This is a genomic window from Bacillus sp. FSL R9-9410, assembly GCF_038050385.1.
Lineage (GTDB): Bacteria > Bacillota > Bacilli > Bacillales > Bacillaceae_G > Bacillus_A > Bacillus_A cereus_U.
The window spans coordinates 2,521,775-2,537,094 of record NZ_JBBOTV010000001.1 but is presented as its reverse complement, the minus strand read 5'-3'; the positions used below and the strand labels follow the sequence as shown (position 1 = coordinate 2,537,094).

The following is a 15,320-nucleotide window of genomic DNA, read 5'->3' as shown; positions in this document are numbered from 1 at the left end:
AAGATTGATGTGAGCATTCACATCAATCTTTTTATTTATATTATTAAATGTATCTTTATAGAGAGGATTCGATAGTGCTATAATGAGAGTTAGCATGTATAGAATGCTATAAATCTTTAGAAGTACGCTATGTAATAAAAGGAGGAGAATCGGTTGAGAAAAATATGGGGGATTCTTTTTCTTTGCTTTGCATTAATGCTAGTCGGATGCGGCAAAGAAGAAAAACCACAAGAAGCGTTTGATACATATGTAAAAGCATGGAATAAACAAAAATTTGCAGATATGTATGATCAATTATCAGAAAATGCAAAAAAAGATATTTCACAGAAAGAGTTTACTGAGAAATATGAAAAGATTTATTCTGGTATTGAAGTGAAAGACTTAAAGGTAGAAACAGGGGAAGTAAAAGAAGATAAAAAAGATGAAGGCCCTGTTCCTTTTAAAGTAAGCATGGATACAGTTGGTGGTAAAATCACTTTTGGCCATGAAGCAAAAATGGTGAAAGAAAAAGATGGGGATAAAGAGTCTTGGAAAATAGATTGGACTCCTGATTTCATTTTCCCTGGCATGACAAAAGATAGTAAAGTGCGTATGCAGACAACACAACCAAAACGTGGTGAAGTTTACGATCGTAATGGAAAAGGTCTTGCGACGAATGGTAAAGCTTCTGAAATCGGAATGATTCCTGAAAAGTTAGGGGATGCTGCTCCGCAAACGAAAGAAACGGTAGCGAAGTTGTTAAATATGTCTGTAGAAGAAATTGATCAAAAACTAGCTGCTAAATGGGTAAAACCAGGGTATCTCGTACCAATTGGAATTTTGCCTGAGGGAGCAACGCAAAATACCTACATTGATTTACCAGGTGTTGCAACAAAACCTGTAAATGTTCGTACATATCCATTAGGGGAAGCAGCAGCGCATCTTACTGGTTATATCGGAAAAGTAAATGCTGAAGATTTAAAAACGCTTCAAAAGAAAGGTTATCAAGCAGATGATCCAGTTGGTAAGGCTGGATTAGAGCAAGTATTGGAAGAACAGCTACGCGGGAAAAAAGGTGGCCGTGTCTTCATGGAAGATGCGCAAGGAAAAGAAATTAAAAATTTAGCGAAAACAGATGCTGTTGATGGAGAAAATGTAACTTTAACTATCGATAGTGTTGTTCAAGAAAAAACGTATAATGAAATGAAAGGAGAGGCTGGATCAAGTGCTGCAATTAACCCGAAAAGCGGGGAAACGATTGCACTTGTAAGTAGTCCAGCATACGATCCTAATCTTATTGCGAGAGGGACATCAAAAGCTCAACGTGAAGCTTGGAATAATGACCCGAAAAAACCGATGACGAATCGATTTACACAATTATCGGTTCCGGGTTCTGTATTTAAGCCAATTACAGGTGCAATTGGACTTGAAACGAAAACAATCGATCCGAAAGAAGAATTGAAAATTGAAGGACTGAAATGGACGAAAGATTCTTCTTGGGGCAATTATTACGTAACACGTGTAAAAGATGCAAATCCGATTGATTTTGATAAGGCAATGAAATACTCGGATAATATTTACTTTGCACAAGAAGCTTTGAAAATTGGAAAAGATAAATTTATGGCTGAGGCGAAAAAATTCGGATTTGATGAGAAATTACCAATTGAATACGGATTCCCAGTTTCTAAAATCGCAAGTGATGGCATAAAAAATGATATTCAAATGGCAGATACAGGATATGGACAAGGACAAGTCTTAATGACCCCTCTTCATTTAGCTTTAACGTATGCACCGATTGTAAATGATGGAACGATTCCGTCGCCATATCTTATTAAAACAGATAAACAACCAAAGGCCTGGAAAGAAAATGTGATTTCTAAAGGAACTCAAGATATATTGAAAACGGCTTTAACGAAAGTAATTAACGATCCAGATGGTACAGGGAAAATTGCAAAAATTGATGGTATGACTCTTGCTGGTAAAACAGGAACAGCAGAATTAAAAGTATCAAAAGAGGCAGAAGGAAAAGAACTAGGTTGGTTCGCTGCGTTTGATTTAAATTCACCTGATATGGTCATTACAATGATGATTGAAGATGTAAAAGGTAGAGGTGGAAGTAATATTCCGGCTGAAAAAGTGAAACATGTTTTTCAAAAGTAGTAATTGATGAAGACTATCTCCATGAAATATGGAGGTAGTTTTTTTATTTGATTAAAACCTTAATATTTATATACAAAACTAACTGAAATAATATAACTTATTAACTTACGAAAAAAAAGCAGCTATTTTTTATTGACAGCCATTAAAACTTTTTGTATTATACTTACATAAGGTAAGTTATTTACTATAAAAAAATAAATCTCAAAGTAAAGATAAATTTGAAAAAGGGAGATAATATAATGACAAAAGTACTATTTATTACAGCAAATCCAAATTCAGCAGAAGGTTCTTTCGGTATGGCAGTAGGGGAAGCTTTCATCGAAACATATAAAAACGAACATCCACAAGACGAAGTTGTAACAATTGATTTATTCAATACAACTGTACCAGCAATCGATGCAGACGTATTCGCTGCTTGGGGTAAATTTGCAGCAGGCGAAGGATTCGAAAATTTAAGTGAAACTCAGCAACAAAAAGTTGCAGCAATGAACAATAACTTAGAAACATTTATGCATGCAGATCGTTATGTATTCGTGACTCCAATGTGGAACTTCAGCTACCCAGCAGTAGTGAAAGCATACTTAGATAACTTATCAATCGCAGGTAAAACATTCAAATATACTGAAAATGGTCCAGTTGGCTTACTAGAAGGCAAAAAAGCACTTCATATTCAAGCTACAGGCGGCATTTACTCTGAAGGAGCATACGCATCTATGGACTTCGGTCGCAATCACTTAAATGCAGTATTAGGATTCATGGGTGTATCAGACACTGAATATATTGCAGTTGAAGGAATGAATGCAAATCCTGAAAAAGCACAAGACATTAAAGAAGCAGCAATTGTAAATGCACGCGAATTAGCAAAACGTTTCTAATATAGAAAACTTCAAAATGTCCAAACACTTGTTGTTTGGACATTTTTTCTTCTTTTTCCTTCGTTTGTCTAGTATAATGAAGGTCGGAATGATAATAGGTGGGGGTTCTGTATGATTCAAACGTTTTTTAAAATCTTTTATTTAATTTTAATCGTAATTGCGATTACACCAAGGTTGTGGCGTATAAAAAGAAAAGCAAATGCGATGTCACCGCAAGAAAAAGATAGTGTTGTGTATAAAACAACAAACTGGTTTGGTAAGAAAATGGTGCGTGTAACTGGATCGACTGTAGAAGTAAAGGGACTTGAAAATGTTCCGAAAGACAAGCCGGTGCTAGTTGTAAGTAATCATCAAAGTAATATGGATATTCCTGTTTTACTAGGTTACTTAAATAAGCCAATTGGATTCGTTTCAAAAGCGGAAATTAAAAAGTTTCCGGTTGTACCAACATGGATGGAACTAATGAATTGTGTGTTCATGGACCGCAACGATCGCCGTCAATCTCTTAAGGCAATTAAAGATGGAATTGAACTGTTAAAGAACGGACATTCTATCGTAATTTTTCCAGAGGGAACGAGAAGTAAGGGCGGCGAAATCGGTGAGTTTAAAGCAGGGAGTTTTCACCTTGCAGTAAAATCTGGCGTATCTATATTACCAGTAACTTTAGATGGTACATATAAGATGTTTGAGGCTAATGGAAATCGTATGAAACCAGCTCATGCAACATTAACAATTTCTAAGCCAATTACACCTGAAGAATATGCAAGTATGGATGCTAAAGAGTTAACCCAGCATACAAAAGATATTATTGCATCTCAATTACATAAGTAATAAAAAAAAGTTTCAGCTTATACAAGCTGAAACTTTTTTTATGCTGCGGGTAAGACATAAAACAGTACGCAGAAAAACATCATTGTACTACCACCTAGTACGAATAGATGCCAAATGGCATGATTGAATGGAAGCTTTTCCCAAAGGAAGAATATAGCTCCGACAGAATACAAAATGCCGCCTATTAATAGTAGTGAGAAGCCGTGACCGGTTAAATTTTCATAAAGGGGTTTAATGGCAACGATCATGAGCCAACCCATAATGATATAACACAATGTTGATGTTTTAATAAAGCGACGAACAAAGAAGATTTTGAAAATAATTCCACCAATTGCAAGGGTCCAAATAATTGCGAGTAAAGTCCAACCGATCGGGCCACGCAGTGTAATGAGTAGAAATGGTGTATACGTGCCGGCAATTAATAAATATATGGCGGAGTGATCTAAAATGGTAAATAACTTTTCTACTTTTGGATGATGGATACTATGTAGCAGTGTAGAAAATAAGTATAGAAGGAACATGCTTACGCCATAAACGGTAAAGCCAACAACAGCAGATGCTGTGCCATGTTTGGAAGCATGAATAATTAATATGATTAAGGCAGGGATGCTTAAAATGGCACCGATACCATGGGTAATTGCATTCGCAATTTCTTCTTTTACAAATTGGGTCATTCTTGTAATTTTTTGGGTCATAATGTTAGTCCCTTTCACTGTATTGAGATAAGTTATATTTTCCTTAACCATATCATATACAAAAGGAATAGAAAATGATATTTGTATAATTGATTTTATTTTTGAATTTTTTTGATAAAAGACAACGGATACATTGACGTTTACGAAATTTTTTGACAAAATGAACTTATGGAATAGTAGGACAAGGAATCTACTTATGAAGGGGATGGGGAAATGTTTTCAAATATTGGCTTTCCAGGGTTAATTTTAATTTTAGTAGCAGTGTTAATTTTATTCGGCCCCAAAAAGTTACCGGAAATTGGGAAAGCTTTAGGGGAAACGTTAAAAGAATTTAAAAAATCAACAAAAGAATTGACTGATGAGGCATTTCAAGAGAAAGAAAAAAATAAATAAAAGAATCTGATGAAGTTTTTCTAGGAATGGATAAATAAAGTGTGGTGAACGAGATGGAAGATCGGGAAATGAGCGTAGTAGAACATATTGTTGAGCTTCGCAAACGAGTAATATATACAGTATTATCCTTTGTATTATTTTTAATTATTGGATTTACTTTTACGAAGGATATTTATTTTTGGCTTGTAAAAGATTTACCAATGAAATTAACTGTTCTCGGTCCAAGTGATGTGTTGTGGATTTTTTTCTTGATTGCTACAGTATTTGCTATCGTTTGTACAATTCCTTTTGCTGCGATACAAATTTGGTTATTTGTAAAACCAGGTTTACATCCCAATGAACAAAAAATGACATTAATGTATATACCGGTATTGTCTATATTATTTATAGCAGGCCTATCTTTCGGTTATTTTATCGTCATGCCATTTTTATTTCATTTCCTAACTACAATTGGTAATGAGATGTTTAATACAATGTTTACAACGGAAAAATATTTTCATTTCGTATTAAATTTAACAGTTCCGTTTGCTGTTATATTTGAATTACCTGTAGTTGTTATGTTTTTAACGAGTATAGGTCTTCTGACGGCAGAATTTCTGCAGAAAATAAGAAGATATGCTTATGTCGTGTTGATTATAATTGCATCGTGTATATCGCCGCCAGATTTTTTATCACATAGTTTAGTAGCGGTACCGCTTATTTGTATTTATGAAATTAGTATCGCTTTATCAAAGATAGTTAGTAAACGAAAACAGAAAAGAGAAGAAGAAACACAGTCGAAAAGTGCCTCGTTATAAAGGCACTTTTTAATTTATTTGTTATACTCTAGCCATAATTGTATACAATATATAGAAGAAAAAAATTATAGAATCTCCAAAATTTAGACAAACTTTTCATTTTTATAAGGTTATACTGAAGTTATCAGGCTATATATGGGTAATAAGACTCCCGTCTCAAAGTATATATAGGACAGGGTTCGAATTAGGTGGATATAAATGAAGTATTAACTTCTAAACGGGGGCAGTTTAAGGATATTTTAGTATTCATAGGAAACCTACACTAAAAAACGTGTTAAAGAATAAAGTGGAGGAAGTTCAAAAATCCAACGAAAAAGAGGATTGATATTGTGATTACGAAAAGTTTTTATTTCACTCATGCAACAGGGAATTGTATTAAAATATTTGAAATCCCTGTCCTACAAACACAGCATCCATTAGCGTTTCTAATTCAGTCTCGTCTTCAATTGTTTATTGCAAAAATTCAAAAACATAAAAACCCAAGAGTCTCGTACTCTTTCCGTGAATATTTACAGAGTTGTTTGAAGTGGAATGATTATTCAAATGTATATAAAACAAATACTCTTGAAAAGAATGCATAATATACAGCAGGGACAGAGTTAGGTAGGCTCTGTCTTTTTTATTTTAGGTATAAAAATATAATTAATTTGGTGAAATTTATTTGAAATTGTTGAAAGCATCAGGAATGCTAGTATAATAACAGGGAGAGCGTATTCGAAAGGGAAGAATATAATATGCAAAAAATTAAAATTGTAACAGATTCAACGGCAGATTTAACTCAAGAAGTGATTGAGAAGTATGATATTCATGTTTTACCATTATCTATTTCTGTAAATGGACAAACATACTTAGATCGTGTAGATTTGCAACCGGATGAATTTATTGAAGAAATGATTAAATCAGAAGAATTACCAAAAACATCACAACCGGCTATGGGTACATTTGTAGAAATGTATGACAAGCTAGGCGAAGACGGAAGCCAAGTGCTTTCTATTCATATGACAGGTGGAATGAGCGGTACTGTCGCAACAGCGAATAGCGCTGCATCAATGACAGATACAAAAGTAACAGTTGTTGATTCTCAATTTATTACACATGCTTTAGCATATCAAGTAATTGAAGCTGCAAAAATGGCAAAAGAAGAATGCTCACTAGAAGATATTTTAAAACGTATTGATGAAGTAAGAAAGAATACTCGTTTATATGTTGTCGTAGATACATTAGAGAACTTAGTGAAGGGTGGACGTATCGGTAAAGGGAAAGCTTTTATCGGTTCATTACTTAATATTAAACCTATTGCAAGCCTTGAAGGTGGCGTATATAATCCGGTAACGAAAGTACGTAGCCAAGGGCAAATTGTAAAAACATTGGCTAAAATATTCGAGGAGGATACTGCTGGAAAAGTGGTGAAAGCTGTTGCGATTCCACATGCTAAAGCAATTCCTTTAGCAGAAAGTGTAAAAGCTGCTGTTGAAAAAGTGAATGGATTCACTCAATCAGAGATTTTCTATACAACACCAGTTATCAGTACTCATACAGGACCAGGAGCAATTGGTTTTATGTATTTAGCAGAGTAATAAAAAAGCTACTTGAAATGAATTTTCAAGTAGCTTTTTTTATGTGTATATGAAGTAAGAAATGAGAAGGGAAATACAGGCGCTTCCGCTAATGATATAGCGAGTCTGTAAATAATCTTTCATGGAAAACACCCTTTTCGATTTTTTGAAGTATATGGTAAATTACTCAGAAAATTTAGTTCTATTATACATGAGAAGTTTCTGTGATTTTTACTGGTTCTTTATCTGGGACAATAGGGCTATAAGTGAAAGTTTGACCTAAAAAGAGAACATGTAGTTGTTCCCACGGTAGCATTCGTAAATTCCAGTTATTTCGTAGTCGTGTTACTGCTTCCCTTGGTGTTTCATCTGCTAAAGCAAAAGTACCGTAGTGCATGGGAATGAAATGTGTAGCTTTTATATCTAGATAGGCTTGCACAGCTTCTTCTGGTGAAACGTGAGACACTTTCATAAACCATTCTGGCTCATAGGCACCAATTGGCATAAGTGCAATATCGATTGAAAAACGTTTGCCGATTTCTTTAAATCCTTGGAAATAACCACTATCACCACAAAAATAAATGGTTTCTGAAGAAGTTATATTATCAATGATCCATCCTCCCCAGTGAGAGGTGTTCATATCAAATAATGTTCTTCTCGTCCAGTGCTGGGCAGGTACGAAGTGAAAAGAGACTTCATCAATTGTTGTACTTTCCCACCAGTTGTATTCTTCTACATTGGTGAATTTTTTACGAGTAAATAATTTTTTTAGCCCAATAGGAACTAGGTATAAAGTATCATCGCTTAGTTGACGAAGAGATGAAAAGTCTACATGATCGTAATGACCGTGTGAAATAAGAACGATATCGATTTTAGGTAGTTCTTTTATAGTGAGCCCAGGCTCAGTAAGTCGTGGAACTAACTTTAATTTATTAGCCCATACTGGATCTGTTAAAATATTTAAGCCGTTCGTTTGAATGAGAAAAGTTGAATGACCAATCCATGTGACGGTCGTTTTTTTAAAGTTATTTAGCAGAAATTTACTTTGTTTAACAGGTGATTGTTCTACTAGGAAAGAAAAGTCTTTTTTGTTTTGCTTTCTCTCTTTACGCCAGCGTAAGAAGGAGCGAATTGATTTTTTTGTACTTACATTATCCATATTTTCATAGCGCTTTGCCATGAACATCACCTCATTTAAAATCGTTGTAGTTGTATTGTACCGAAATGTTGTTAAGGAATACAGTGTTTAATATGGATTAATGTTTAAGTGATTGTAAAAAAATAGGGAGATTTATTTACAAATTTAACAATTAACTTTGTTTCGCAAATAATGGTTAGAGAAATAATAGTAGTAAAATATATTTTGTCTAGTAATTAGCTTGAAATAAAGAAGTAACATATGTAAATTCGTACGATTTCGTGAACAAATGAAGTAAACAATTTTCTCATAGTATTTACTTTTGTTATGATGTACATAACTTACATAAATTAAGGAAAGAGAAAAGAGGTTTAATAATGAAGCATTATCAAAAGTTAATTGGTCTTATGGTTGTATTTTGTCTATTTGTACTTGCAGGTTGTAGCAGTTCAGGTTCAAAATTACGTAAACCGTTAAACTGGGATTTAGAAACTTTCCAATTTACAAATCAAGAAGGAAAGCCGTTTGGTACAAAAGATTTAAAAGGGAAAGTTTGGGTAGCTGATTTCATGTTTACAAACTGTCAAACGGTTTGTCCGCCAATGACTGCTAATATGGCTAAATTACAAAAAATGGCTAAGGAAGAGAAATTGGATGTTCAGTTTGTTTCGTTTAGTGTAGATCCTGAACTTGATAAACCAGAAAATTTGAAAGCTTTCATTCAAAAGTTTACAGAAGATACAAGTAACTGGAACTTGTTAACAGGTTATTCACTGGAGGATATTACAAAGTTTTCAAAAGATAATTTCCAATCGCTTGTAGATAAACCAGAGAATGGGCAAGTAATGCACGGTACATCTTTTTATTTAATCGATCAAAATGGAAAAGTAATGAAAAAATATAGCGGTATTAGCAATACACCATATGAAGATATTATACGTGATATGAAGCGATTAGCTGATTAAAAAGAAGGGTGCTTAGCACCCTTCTTTTTTTAGTATTTAGTCTATGGATAATATATCATGCTGTTGCGGAAGTTTTAGTGCGCGTATTTCTAATACACCGTTTTGATAAGAAGCTTTTGCTGTTTTTTTGTTAATTAAATACGGCAATTTAATAAGTCTTGATGCTTCTGAAATAGAGCGTTCTCGGCGATAATAATTGTGAGAAGATTCTTCTTCGGTCTCTTCAAGTATATCTTCCTTTACTGAGACTTTTAAATACTCACTTTGTATTTCAATTTGAATGTGTTCTTTTTGTATACCTGGTAGTTCAGCTGCAACGACGAGTTCGTCACCAACTTCGTATAAATCTACTGGGAATGTTAATAAACGGTTTCCTTTTTGGAAAAAATGATTTAAATCAGTGATTACGCCACGAAGAGGTGTTTGTTCGAAAAAATCATCAATCTGTTTTAAATAATTACGAACCGGTGGGCGAGAAGAATCTTTTTTTTCTTCACTCATGGTATTCCCTCCTAGAAATCAATTTGCAATATCATATGACAAAAGCGGAGAAAGGTGAGTGCCTAGTTTTCATGTTTTCATAAAAAAATGTTAAAAATGTGAAATGGAGCGAGTTTTTTTATAGTTTTTGGTCGCCATATTCAGTTGATTATGCTAGTATAAATAGGGTTGATACAGTAGTATTGAGACAGAATGAAAACTGAAAGAGGGTAAGAAGTATGTGTGGTTTTGTAGGATGTTTATGTGAAAACCCTAGAGGGTTTTCAGAAACAGAAAAACATCAATTTGAAAATATGAACACGATGATTTTCCACCGCGGTCCAGATGACGAAGGATATTTTCGTGATGAACATGTACAATTTGGCTTCCGCCGTTTAAGTATCATTGACTTAGAGGCAGGACATCAGCCGCTAACTTATGAAAATGATCGATATGTAATTATTTTTAATGGTGAAATTTACAATTATGTAGAACTACGTGAAATGTTACTTGAAAAAGGTGCAACTTTTGCTACACAATCTGATACAGAAGTTATTATTGCATTGTATGCACATATGAAAGAAAAATGTGTAGACTACCTTCGTGGTATGTTCGCATTTATGATTTGGGATCGTGAAGAAAAGAAACTTTTCGGTGCACGTGACCACTTCGGTATTAAGCCTTTATACATCGCACAACAAGGTGATACTACATTCTTCGCATCTGAGAAGAAAAGTATTATGCATGTAATGGAAGACAAAGGGGTAAACCCAAAGTCACTACAACACTACTTTACGTACCAATATGGTCCAGAGCCAGAAACATTAACAATTGATGTTAATAAAATTGAGCCTGGTCATTACTTCGTAAAAGAAATCGGTAAAGAGATGGAAATCCATCGCTACTGGAATCCTTATTTCAACGCTTCAAGCGCAACGAAAGAGGAGCATATCCAAGCAATTCGTGATGTATTATACGATTCTGTAAAAGTACATATGCGTAGTGATGTACCAGTAGGTTCTTTCTTATCTGGTGGTATCGATTCATCTATTATTGCTTCTATCGCAAGAGAAATGAATCCAAATCTATTAACATTCTCTATTGGTTTCGAACAACGCGGTTTCAGTGAAGTTGATGTTGCGAAAGAAACTGCTGAGAAATTAGGAGTTAAAAACCATAACGTATTCATTACAGCGCAAGAATTTATGGATGAGTTCCCAAAAATCATTTGGCATATGGATGATCCTTTAGCGGATCCAGCAGCTGTACCATTGTATTTCGTTGCGAAAGAAGCGCGTAAACATGTAACGGTTGTTCTTTCTGGTGAAGGTGCAGACGAGCTATTTGGTGGATATAACATTTATCGTGAGCCAAACTCTTTAAAAATGTTTTCTTACATTCCTAGCCCAGGAAAGAGTGTTCTAAAGGCATTAAGTGGTGCTCTTAAAGAAGGGTTTAAAGGAAAAAGTTTCTTAGAGCGTGGATGTACGCCAATCGAAGAGCGTTACTATGGAAATGCGAAAATCTTCCGTGAAGAAGAGAAAGCTGAATTAATGAAGTATTACGATGAAAGTGTTAACTATATGGATATCACGAAACCATTGTATAACGAAATTAAAGATTATGATGATGTAAGTAAAATGCAGTACATTGATATGTTCACATGGTTACGCGGCGATATTTTATTAAAAGCTGATAAAATGACGATGGCAAATTCATTAGAACTTCGTGTACCGTTCTTAGATAAAGAAGTATTTGACGTTGCATCTAAAATTCCGACAGAATTTAAAATTGCAAACGGAACAACGAAAGCTATATTACGTGAAGCTGCTCGTGGAATTGTTCCAGATCACGTGTTAGATCGTAAAAAGCTTGGATTCCCAGTACCAATTCGTCACTGGTTAAAAGATGAAATGCACGATTGGGCTGTAAATATTATTAAAGAAAGCAAAACTGAGCATTTAATCGAAAAACAGTATGTATTAAACTTACTGGAAGCACATTGTGCAGATAAAGGCGATTATAGCCGTAAAATTTGGACTGTACTTGCGTTTATGGTATGGCATCAAATTTATGTTGAGCATAAATACGATACGAATAAGTTCCACGAAGAAACAAAGCGTGCGTATAGCTTAGTTTAATAAAAAACCTTAAGGTCGCATTCGATCTTAAGGTTTTTTTCATAAATTGCATTTATTATTGATACAATAATAGTAAAAGGATGGACAACATATGATTACGTTTGAGAAAGTAAATATAGAAAATGAAAGCGCTGTAAAAGAAATGTTTCATTCACACAGCTTAGATGAGAAAAAGGTTCAGTATTGTGTGAAAGTTGATGATACATATATTGGTGTAATAGATTATAGCGTTCAAGAAGAGAGTGCTATTTTGTCACAGTTAATTATTCATTTTGATTATCAAGGTTATGGATACGGGACAAATACGTATTTTACATTTGAAGAAATGATGAAACAGAGAAATGTGAAAGAAATAAAAGTATTGCAAGAGATGTTTACGGAACAAGCGAAATCTTTCATAGAGGGATCTGGTTTTATTGAGGGAAATGGAATATATGTAAAGAAAATATAATGAATATTGATTAGGCGATGATATGAATATAAGGTAGGTGGACGTATGACGATAACTTCTGGTCTTGTATTAGTTGGAGGTTGTTTTATAGTAGCAGAACTATGCCAGACTTTTATTCGGAAAAGAATGTATAAGAAGAGAAGACCATATGAATTACAATATATTCCTGTGTTTTTAATTTTGTTTTGTATGCTATTTGTATTGCAAAACATAACGTATTTCCCACCTCTTTTGAACATCTTTTTGAAGTTTGGGTTGCTATATAGCGGCGGTGGGATATTTCTTTTATTTCTTTTATTTTGCATACGTTACATCCATTATCAATCGTATATATTCATTTTAAATTGGCTAAAGCAAAGCGATAGAAACCGCCTTACATAAGGGGGTTTTTTTATTTGTACTTGTAACGGAACTTGTACAATTAACATAAAATAGGACGAGTAGAAATGAAGCTTATTACAATAAAGAAAGGAACGAAAAAGATATATGAAACTTGTTATAGACGCAGGGCATGGTGGATATGATTCTGGTGCTGTTGGTAATGGGTTAGTGGAAAAAGAGTTAACACTTCAAATTGCTAGACGTGTTCGGGATATTTTATCTGCAAATTATCCAATCAATATTAAAATGACACGTGATAGTGATGTATTTATCTCTTTATCAGAACGTGCTAATATTGCTAATTCATTTGGTGCAGATTATTTTATCTCATTTCACATTAATAGTGGCGGTGGCACTGGATTTGAAAGTTATATTTACAACGCGCTATCTAATAGTAGTTCCGCATATGAAAAGCAACAAAAAATGCATGCAGCAGTCAATCCTGTATTAACAAAATACGGCCTTCGTGATCGAGGGGAAAAAAAAGCAAATTATGCGGTACTAAGAGAGACTGCAATGGATGCAATATTAACAGAGACTGCCTTTATTGATACTACGTTTGATGCTAATTTATTGAAAAACCCACAATTTATTGAAGATCTAAGTCAAGCGTATGCAAACGGAATAGCAGCTATTTTTGGATTAGCCCCAAATCCGAATCCTCCAAATCCACAACCTCCAAACCCGCAGCCAACACCACAAACGAAGGGGATTGCTTATATCCTTGGAAAAAATGTAAATTTACGAAGTGGTCCATCAACGTCTTCTTCAGTTATTCGGCAACTCAACTCTCCAGAATCGTATGTCGTATATCAGGAAAGTAACGGGTGGTTAGATTTAGGAAATGGACAATGGGTGTATAATGACCCTTCGTATATTAATTTTGTAAAGACGAGTAATAGTGATGGAAGTCCAATTGGTGTCGCTTATATACAAGGAACGAATGTGAACTTAAGAAGTGGTCCATCAACATCTTCTTCAGTTATTCGTAAATTAAATAATCCGGAATCGTATTTAGTATATATTAATCAAAACGGTTGGTTGAACCTTGGTGGAAATCAGTGGGTGTATAATGATCCGTCATATATTAAATATAATCAATATTGAAAAGTATAATTGAACATGTCTCCATCTTATTGCTGAGATGGAGACATGTTTTTGTATTACTTATGTTATTTGTTGACTGGAATAATAATTACTTTCTTATGGTCATTGATTTTTCAAATGTTTCGAATGAAAAAATGAGGGTTAAAGGCGGATATATATGTATTTCGAATGGGGAAGAGTGTTTAAATTATATGTATTTCAAAAGTTTTCTGATATATGTATTGACAATATGTAAGATATGCATTATTCTTTTGAATGTTATTGATAATCAATTTCAACTAGGGGGATATATGACACGAACTAAAAATATGCTTATACTTTGCATTATGTTACTAATGGTTATAATTGCAGGGTGTGGTAAAGAAGAGCAGAAAGCAAAAGATACATCAGTAAAGGCAAAAGATTCATATAGTATAAAGCATGCAATGGGTGAAACGACAGTAAATGGGACACCGAAAAAAGTTGTTGTTTTAACAAATGAGGGTGCGGAGGCTCTTTTAGCTGTCGGAGTAACGCCAGTTGGAACTACAAAACCACGTGCTGGTGATGAATGGTATCCTCATTTAGCGAAAGAGTTAAAAGATACGAAAGTTGTAGGAACTGAGCGTGATATTAATTTAGAGGCAGTTATGAAGCTTAAACCAGATTTAATAATCGGGAATAAAATGCGCCATGAAAAAATATATGAGCAATTGAACGAAATAGCGCCAACTGTATATGCTGAAACATTGCGCGGGGATTGGAAGGAAAACTTTACACTCTATACAAAAGCTGTAAATAAAGAAAAAGAAGGGCAAAAGGCTCTTGAAGATTATAAAAAACGTATTGAAGGAATGAAAGAGAAGTTAGGAGATAAATTGAATTCTAAAGTTTCTATTATTCGCTTTGTACCAGGTGACGTTCGTATTTATCAGAAAAACTCATTCTCAGGTGTTGTTTTAAATGATATTGGATTTAAGCGACCACCACTACAAGATAAAGATGAGTTTGTGATAAAAGGAATTACAAAAGAGCAAATTCCGAATATGGATGGGGACTACATATTCTACTTCACATCTGATAAAGATGCAGATAAGAATAACGAAGGAACCACGTTAGCAAAAGAATGGACAGAAGACCCACTCTTTAAGCAGCTACAGGCTTCTAAAGACAATAAAGTATTCCAAGTGGATGAAGTAATTTGGAATACAGCAGGCGGTATTAAAGCTGCAAACTTAATGCTAGATGATATTGAAAAATATTTTTTGAAATAAATGAATGGTTGAGTGCATCACTTTAAATAGGTGATGTACTTTTTTTGCGTATTTAAATACAGAAAATTCCTTCTTTTAAGTGTGGATAAGTTGTACAATAAAACCAATCATGGAATAA

At 34.1% G+C, this 15,320-nt stretch carries 16 protein-coding genes; 13 read left to right on the top strand and 3 right to left on the bottom strand.

The genetic code is table 11. The features are described from left to right. Positions 1–153: 153 nt before the first annotated feature. The 3 genes from pbpC to MKX77_RS13170 all read left to right on the top strand — a co-directional run bounded on the left by pbpC (position 154) and on the right by MKX77_RS13170 (position 3,845). Positions 154–2,139 (top strand): penicillin-binding protein 3, encoded by a 1,986-nt coding sequence (pbpC, locus tag MKX77_RS13180; protein WP_215556212.1) that lies wholly within the window; start codon positions 154–156, stop codon positions 2,137–2,139. A gap of 239 nt (positions 2,140–2,378) precedes the next feature. After that, complete coding sequence (locus tag MKX77_RS13175) at positions 2,379–3,014, top strand: FMN-dependent NADH-azoreductase (protein WP_215556213.1); 636 nt, start codon at positions 2,379–2,381, stop codon at positions 3,012–3,014. Between the two features lie 111 nt (positions 3,015–3,125). Then, on the top strand, positions 3,126–3,845 hold the full coding sequence (locus MKX77_RS13170) for a lysophospholipid acyltransferase family protein (protein ID WP_341306866.1): 720 nt from the start codon (positions 3,126–3,128) through the stop codon (positions 3,843–3,845). Positions 3,846–3,883: 38 nt separating this feature from the next. Here the strand turns inward: MKX77_RS13170 and trhA are convergent, their stop codons facing one another. Continuing rightward, positions 3,884–4,540 (bottom strand): PAQR family membrane homeostasis protein TrhA, encoded by a 657-nt coding sequence (trhA, locus tag MKX77_RS13165; RefSeq protein ID WP_341306865.1) that lies wholly within the window; start codon positions 4,538–4,540, stop codon positions 3,884–3,886. A 213-nt stretch (positions 4,541–4,753) separates the two neighbouring features. Between trhA and MKX77_RS13160 the strand changes: the two genes are divergently transcribed. From MKX77_RS13160 to MKX77_RS13145, 4 genes are all read left to right on the top strand, one after another. Continuing rightward, the gene (locus MKX77_RS13160; RefSeq protein WP_002012719.1) at positions 4,754–4,933 is read left to right on the top strand and encodes a twin-arginine translocase TatA/TatE family subunit; all 180 of its coding nucleotides are present in this window, start codon (positions 4,754–4,756) and stop codon (positions 4,931–4,933) included. A 53-nt stretch (positions 4,934–4,986) separates the two neighbouring features. Beyond that, positions 4,987–5,730 carry a twin-arginine translocase subunit TatC gene (gene tatC / locus MKX77_RS13155; protein WP_033714706.1) on the top strand — a complete coding sequence of 248 codons (744 nt, stop codon included), beginning with the start codon at positions 4,987–4,989 and terminating at the stop codon, positions 5,728–5,730. A 329-nt stretch (positions 5,731–6,059) separates the two neighbouring features. Continuing rightward, entirely contained in the window at positions 6,060–6,311 is a 252-nt protein-coding gene (locus MKX77_RS13150; protein WP_002158010.1) for a DUF2535 family protein, read from the top strand. 153 nt (positions 6,312–6,464) lie between these two features. Continuing rightward, a complete protein-coding gene (locus MKX77_RS13145; protein ID WP_016104736.1) occupies positions 6,465–7,307 on the top strand; it encodes a DegV family protein in 843 nt (280 codons plus the stop codon). Positions 7,308–7,491: 184 nt separating this feature from the next. Here the strand turns inward: MKX77_RS13145 and MKX77_RS13140 are convergent, their stop codons facing one another. Next, positions 7,492–8,466 carry an MBL fold metallo-hydrolase gene (locus MKX77_RS13140; protein ID WP_078181629.1) on the bottom strand — a complete coding sequence of 325 codons (975 nt, stop codon included), beginning with the start codon at positions 8,464–8,466 and terminating at the stop codon, positions 7,492–7,494. A gap of 335 nt (positions 8,467–8,801) precedes the next feature. Here MKX77_RS13140 and MKX77_RS13135 point away from each other — a divergent pair, with 335 nt between their 5' ends. Further along, positions 8,802–9,389, top strand: a complete 588-nt coding sequence (locus MKX77_RS13135) for an SCO family protein (protein ID WP_215556216.1) — start codon at positions 8,802–8,804, stop codon at positions 9,387–9,389. Positions 9,390–9,425: 36 nt separating this feature from the next. Here the strand turns inward: MKX77_RS13135 and MKX77_RS13130 are convergent, their stop codons facing one another. Beyond that, on the bottom strand, positions 9,426–9,890 hold the full coding sequence (locus tag MKX77_RS13130) for an Hsp20/alpha crystallin family protein (RefSeq protein ID WP_215556217.1): 465 nt from the start codon (positions 9,888–9,890) through the stop codon (positions 9,426–9,428). A 218-nt stretch (positions 9,891–10,108) separates the two neighbouring features. On the opposite strand from MKX77_RS13130, the gene asnB reads away from it, so the two are divergent. From asnB to MKX77_RS13105, 5 genes are all read left to right on the top strand, one after another. Continuing rightward, a complete protein-coding gene (gene asnB / locus MKX77_RS13125) occupies positions 10,109–12,010 on the top strand; it encodes an asparagine synthase (glutamine-hydrolyzing) (RefSeq protein ID WP_002148240.1) in 1,902 nt (633 codons plus the stop codon). A 91-nt stretch (positions 12,011–12,101) separates the two neighbouring features. Beyond that, a complete protein-coding gene (locus MKX77_RS13120) occupies positions 12,102–12,461 on the top strand; it encodes a GNAT family N-acetyltransferase (RefSeq protein WP_215556218.1) in 360 nt (119 codons plus the stop codon). A gap of 45 nt (positions 12,462–12,506) precedes the next feature. Continuing rightward, positions 12,507–12,842 carry a hypothetical protein gene (locus MKX77_RS13115; protein ID WP_012260872.1) on the top strand — a complete coding sequence of 112 codons (336 nt, stop codon included), beginning with the start codon at positions 12,507–12,509 and terminating at the stop codon, positions 12,840–12,842. 105 nt (positions 12,843–12,947) lie between these two features. After that, positions 12,948–13,949 carry an N-acetylmuramoyl-L-alanine amidase gene (locus tag MKX77_RS13110; RefSeq protein WP_341306864.1) on the top strand — a complete coding sequence of 334 codons (1,002 nt, stop codon included), beginning with the start codon at positions 12,948–12,950 and terminating at the stop codon, positions 13,947–13,949. A gap of 290 nt (positions 13,950–14,239) precedes the next feature. Continuing rightward, complete coding sequence (locus MKX77_RS13105) at positions 14,240–15,202, top strand: ABC transporter substrate-binding protein (protein WP_215556220.1); 963 nt, start codon at positions 14,240–14,242, stop codon at positions 15,200–15,202. The last annotated feature ends 118 nt before the right edge of the window (positions 15,203–15,320 follow it).

Excerpts from the sequence above, each read along its gene's own strand:
- MKX77_RS13175 (WP_215556213.1), top strand. The coding sequence starts at position 2,379 with ATGACAAAAGTACTATTTATTACAGCAAATCCAAATTCAGCAGAAGGT.
- MKX77_RS13170 (WP_341306866.1), top strand. The coding sequence starts at position 3,126 with ATGATTCAAACGTTTTTTAAAATCTTTTATTTAATTTTAATCGTAATT.
- trhA (WP_341306865.1), bottom strand. The coding sequence starts at position 4,540 with ATGACCCAAAAAATTACAAGAATGACCCAATTTGTAAAAGAAGAAATT.
- MKX77_RS13160 (WP_002012719.1), top strand. The coding sequence starts at position 4,754 with ATGTTTTCAAATATTGGCTTTCCAGGGTTAATTTTAATTTTAGTAGCA.
- tatC (WP_033714706.1), top strand. The coding sequence starts at position 4,987 with ATGGAAGATCGGGAAATGAGCGTAGTAGAACATATTGTTGAGCTTCGC.
- MKX77_RS13145 (WP_016104736.1), top strand. The coding sequence starts at position 6,465 with ATGCAAAAAATTAAAATTGTAACAGATTCAACGGCAGATTTAACTCAA.
- MKX77_RS13140 (WP_078181629.1), bottom strand. The coding sequence starts at position 8,466 with ATGGCAAAGCGCTATGAAAATATGGATAATGTAAGTACAAAAAAATCA.
- MKX77_RS13135 (WP_215556216.1), top strand. The coding sequence starts at position 8,802 with ATGAAGCATTATCAAAAGTTAATTGGTCTTATGGTTGTATTTTGTCTA.
- MKX77_RS13130 (WP_215556217.1), bottom strand. The coding sequence starts at position 9,890 with ATGAGTGAAGAAAAAAAAGATTCTTCTCGCCCACCGGTTCGTAATTAT.
- asnB (WP_002148240.1), top strand. The coding sequence starts at position 10,109 with ATGTGTGGTTTTGTAGGATGTTTATGTGAAAACCCTAGAGGGTTTTCA.
- MKX77_RS13120 (WP_215556218.1), top strand. The coding sequence starts at position 12,102 with ATGATTACGTTTGAGAAAGTAAATATAGAAAATGAAAGCGCTGTAAAA.
- MKX77_RS13115 (WP_012260872.1), top strand. The coding sequence starts at position 12,507 with ATGACGATAACTTCTGGTCTTGTATTAGTTGGAGGTTGTTTTATAGTA.
- MKX77_RS13110 (WP_341306864.1), top strand. The coding sequence starts at position 12,948 with ATGAAACTTGTTATAGACGCAGGGCATGGTGGATATGATTCTGGTGCT.
- MKX77_RS13105 (WP_215556220.1), top strand. The coding sequence starts at position 14,240 with ATGACACGAACTAAAAATATGCTTATACTTTGCATTATGTTACTAATG.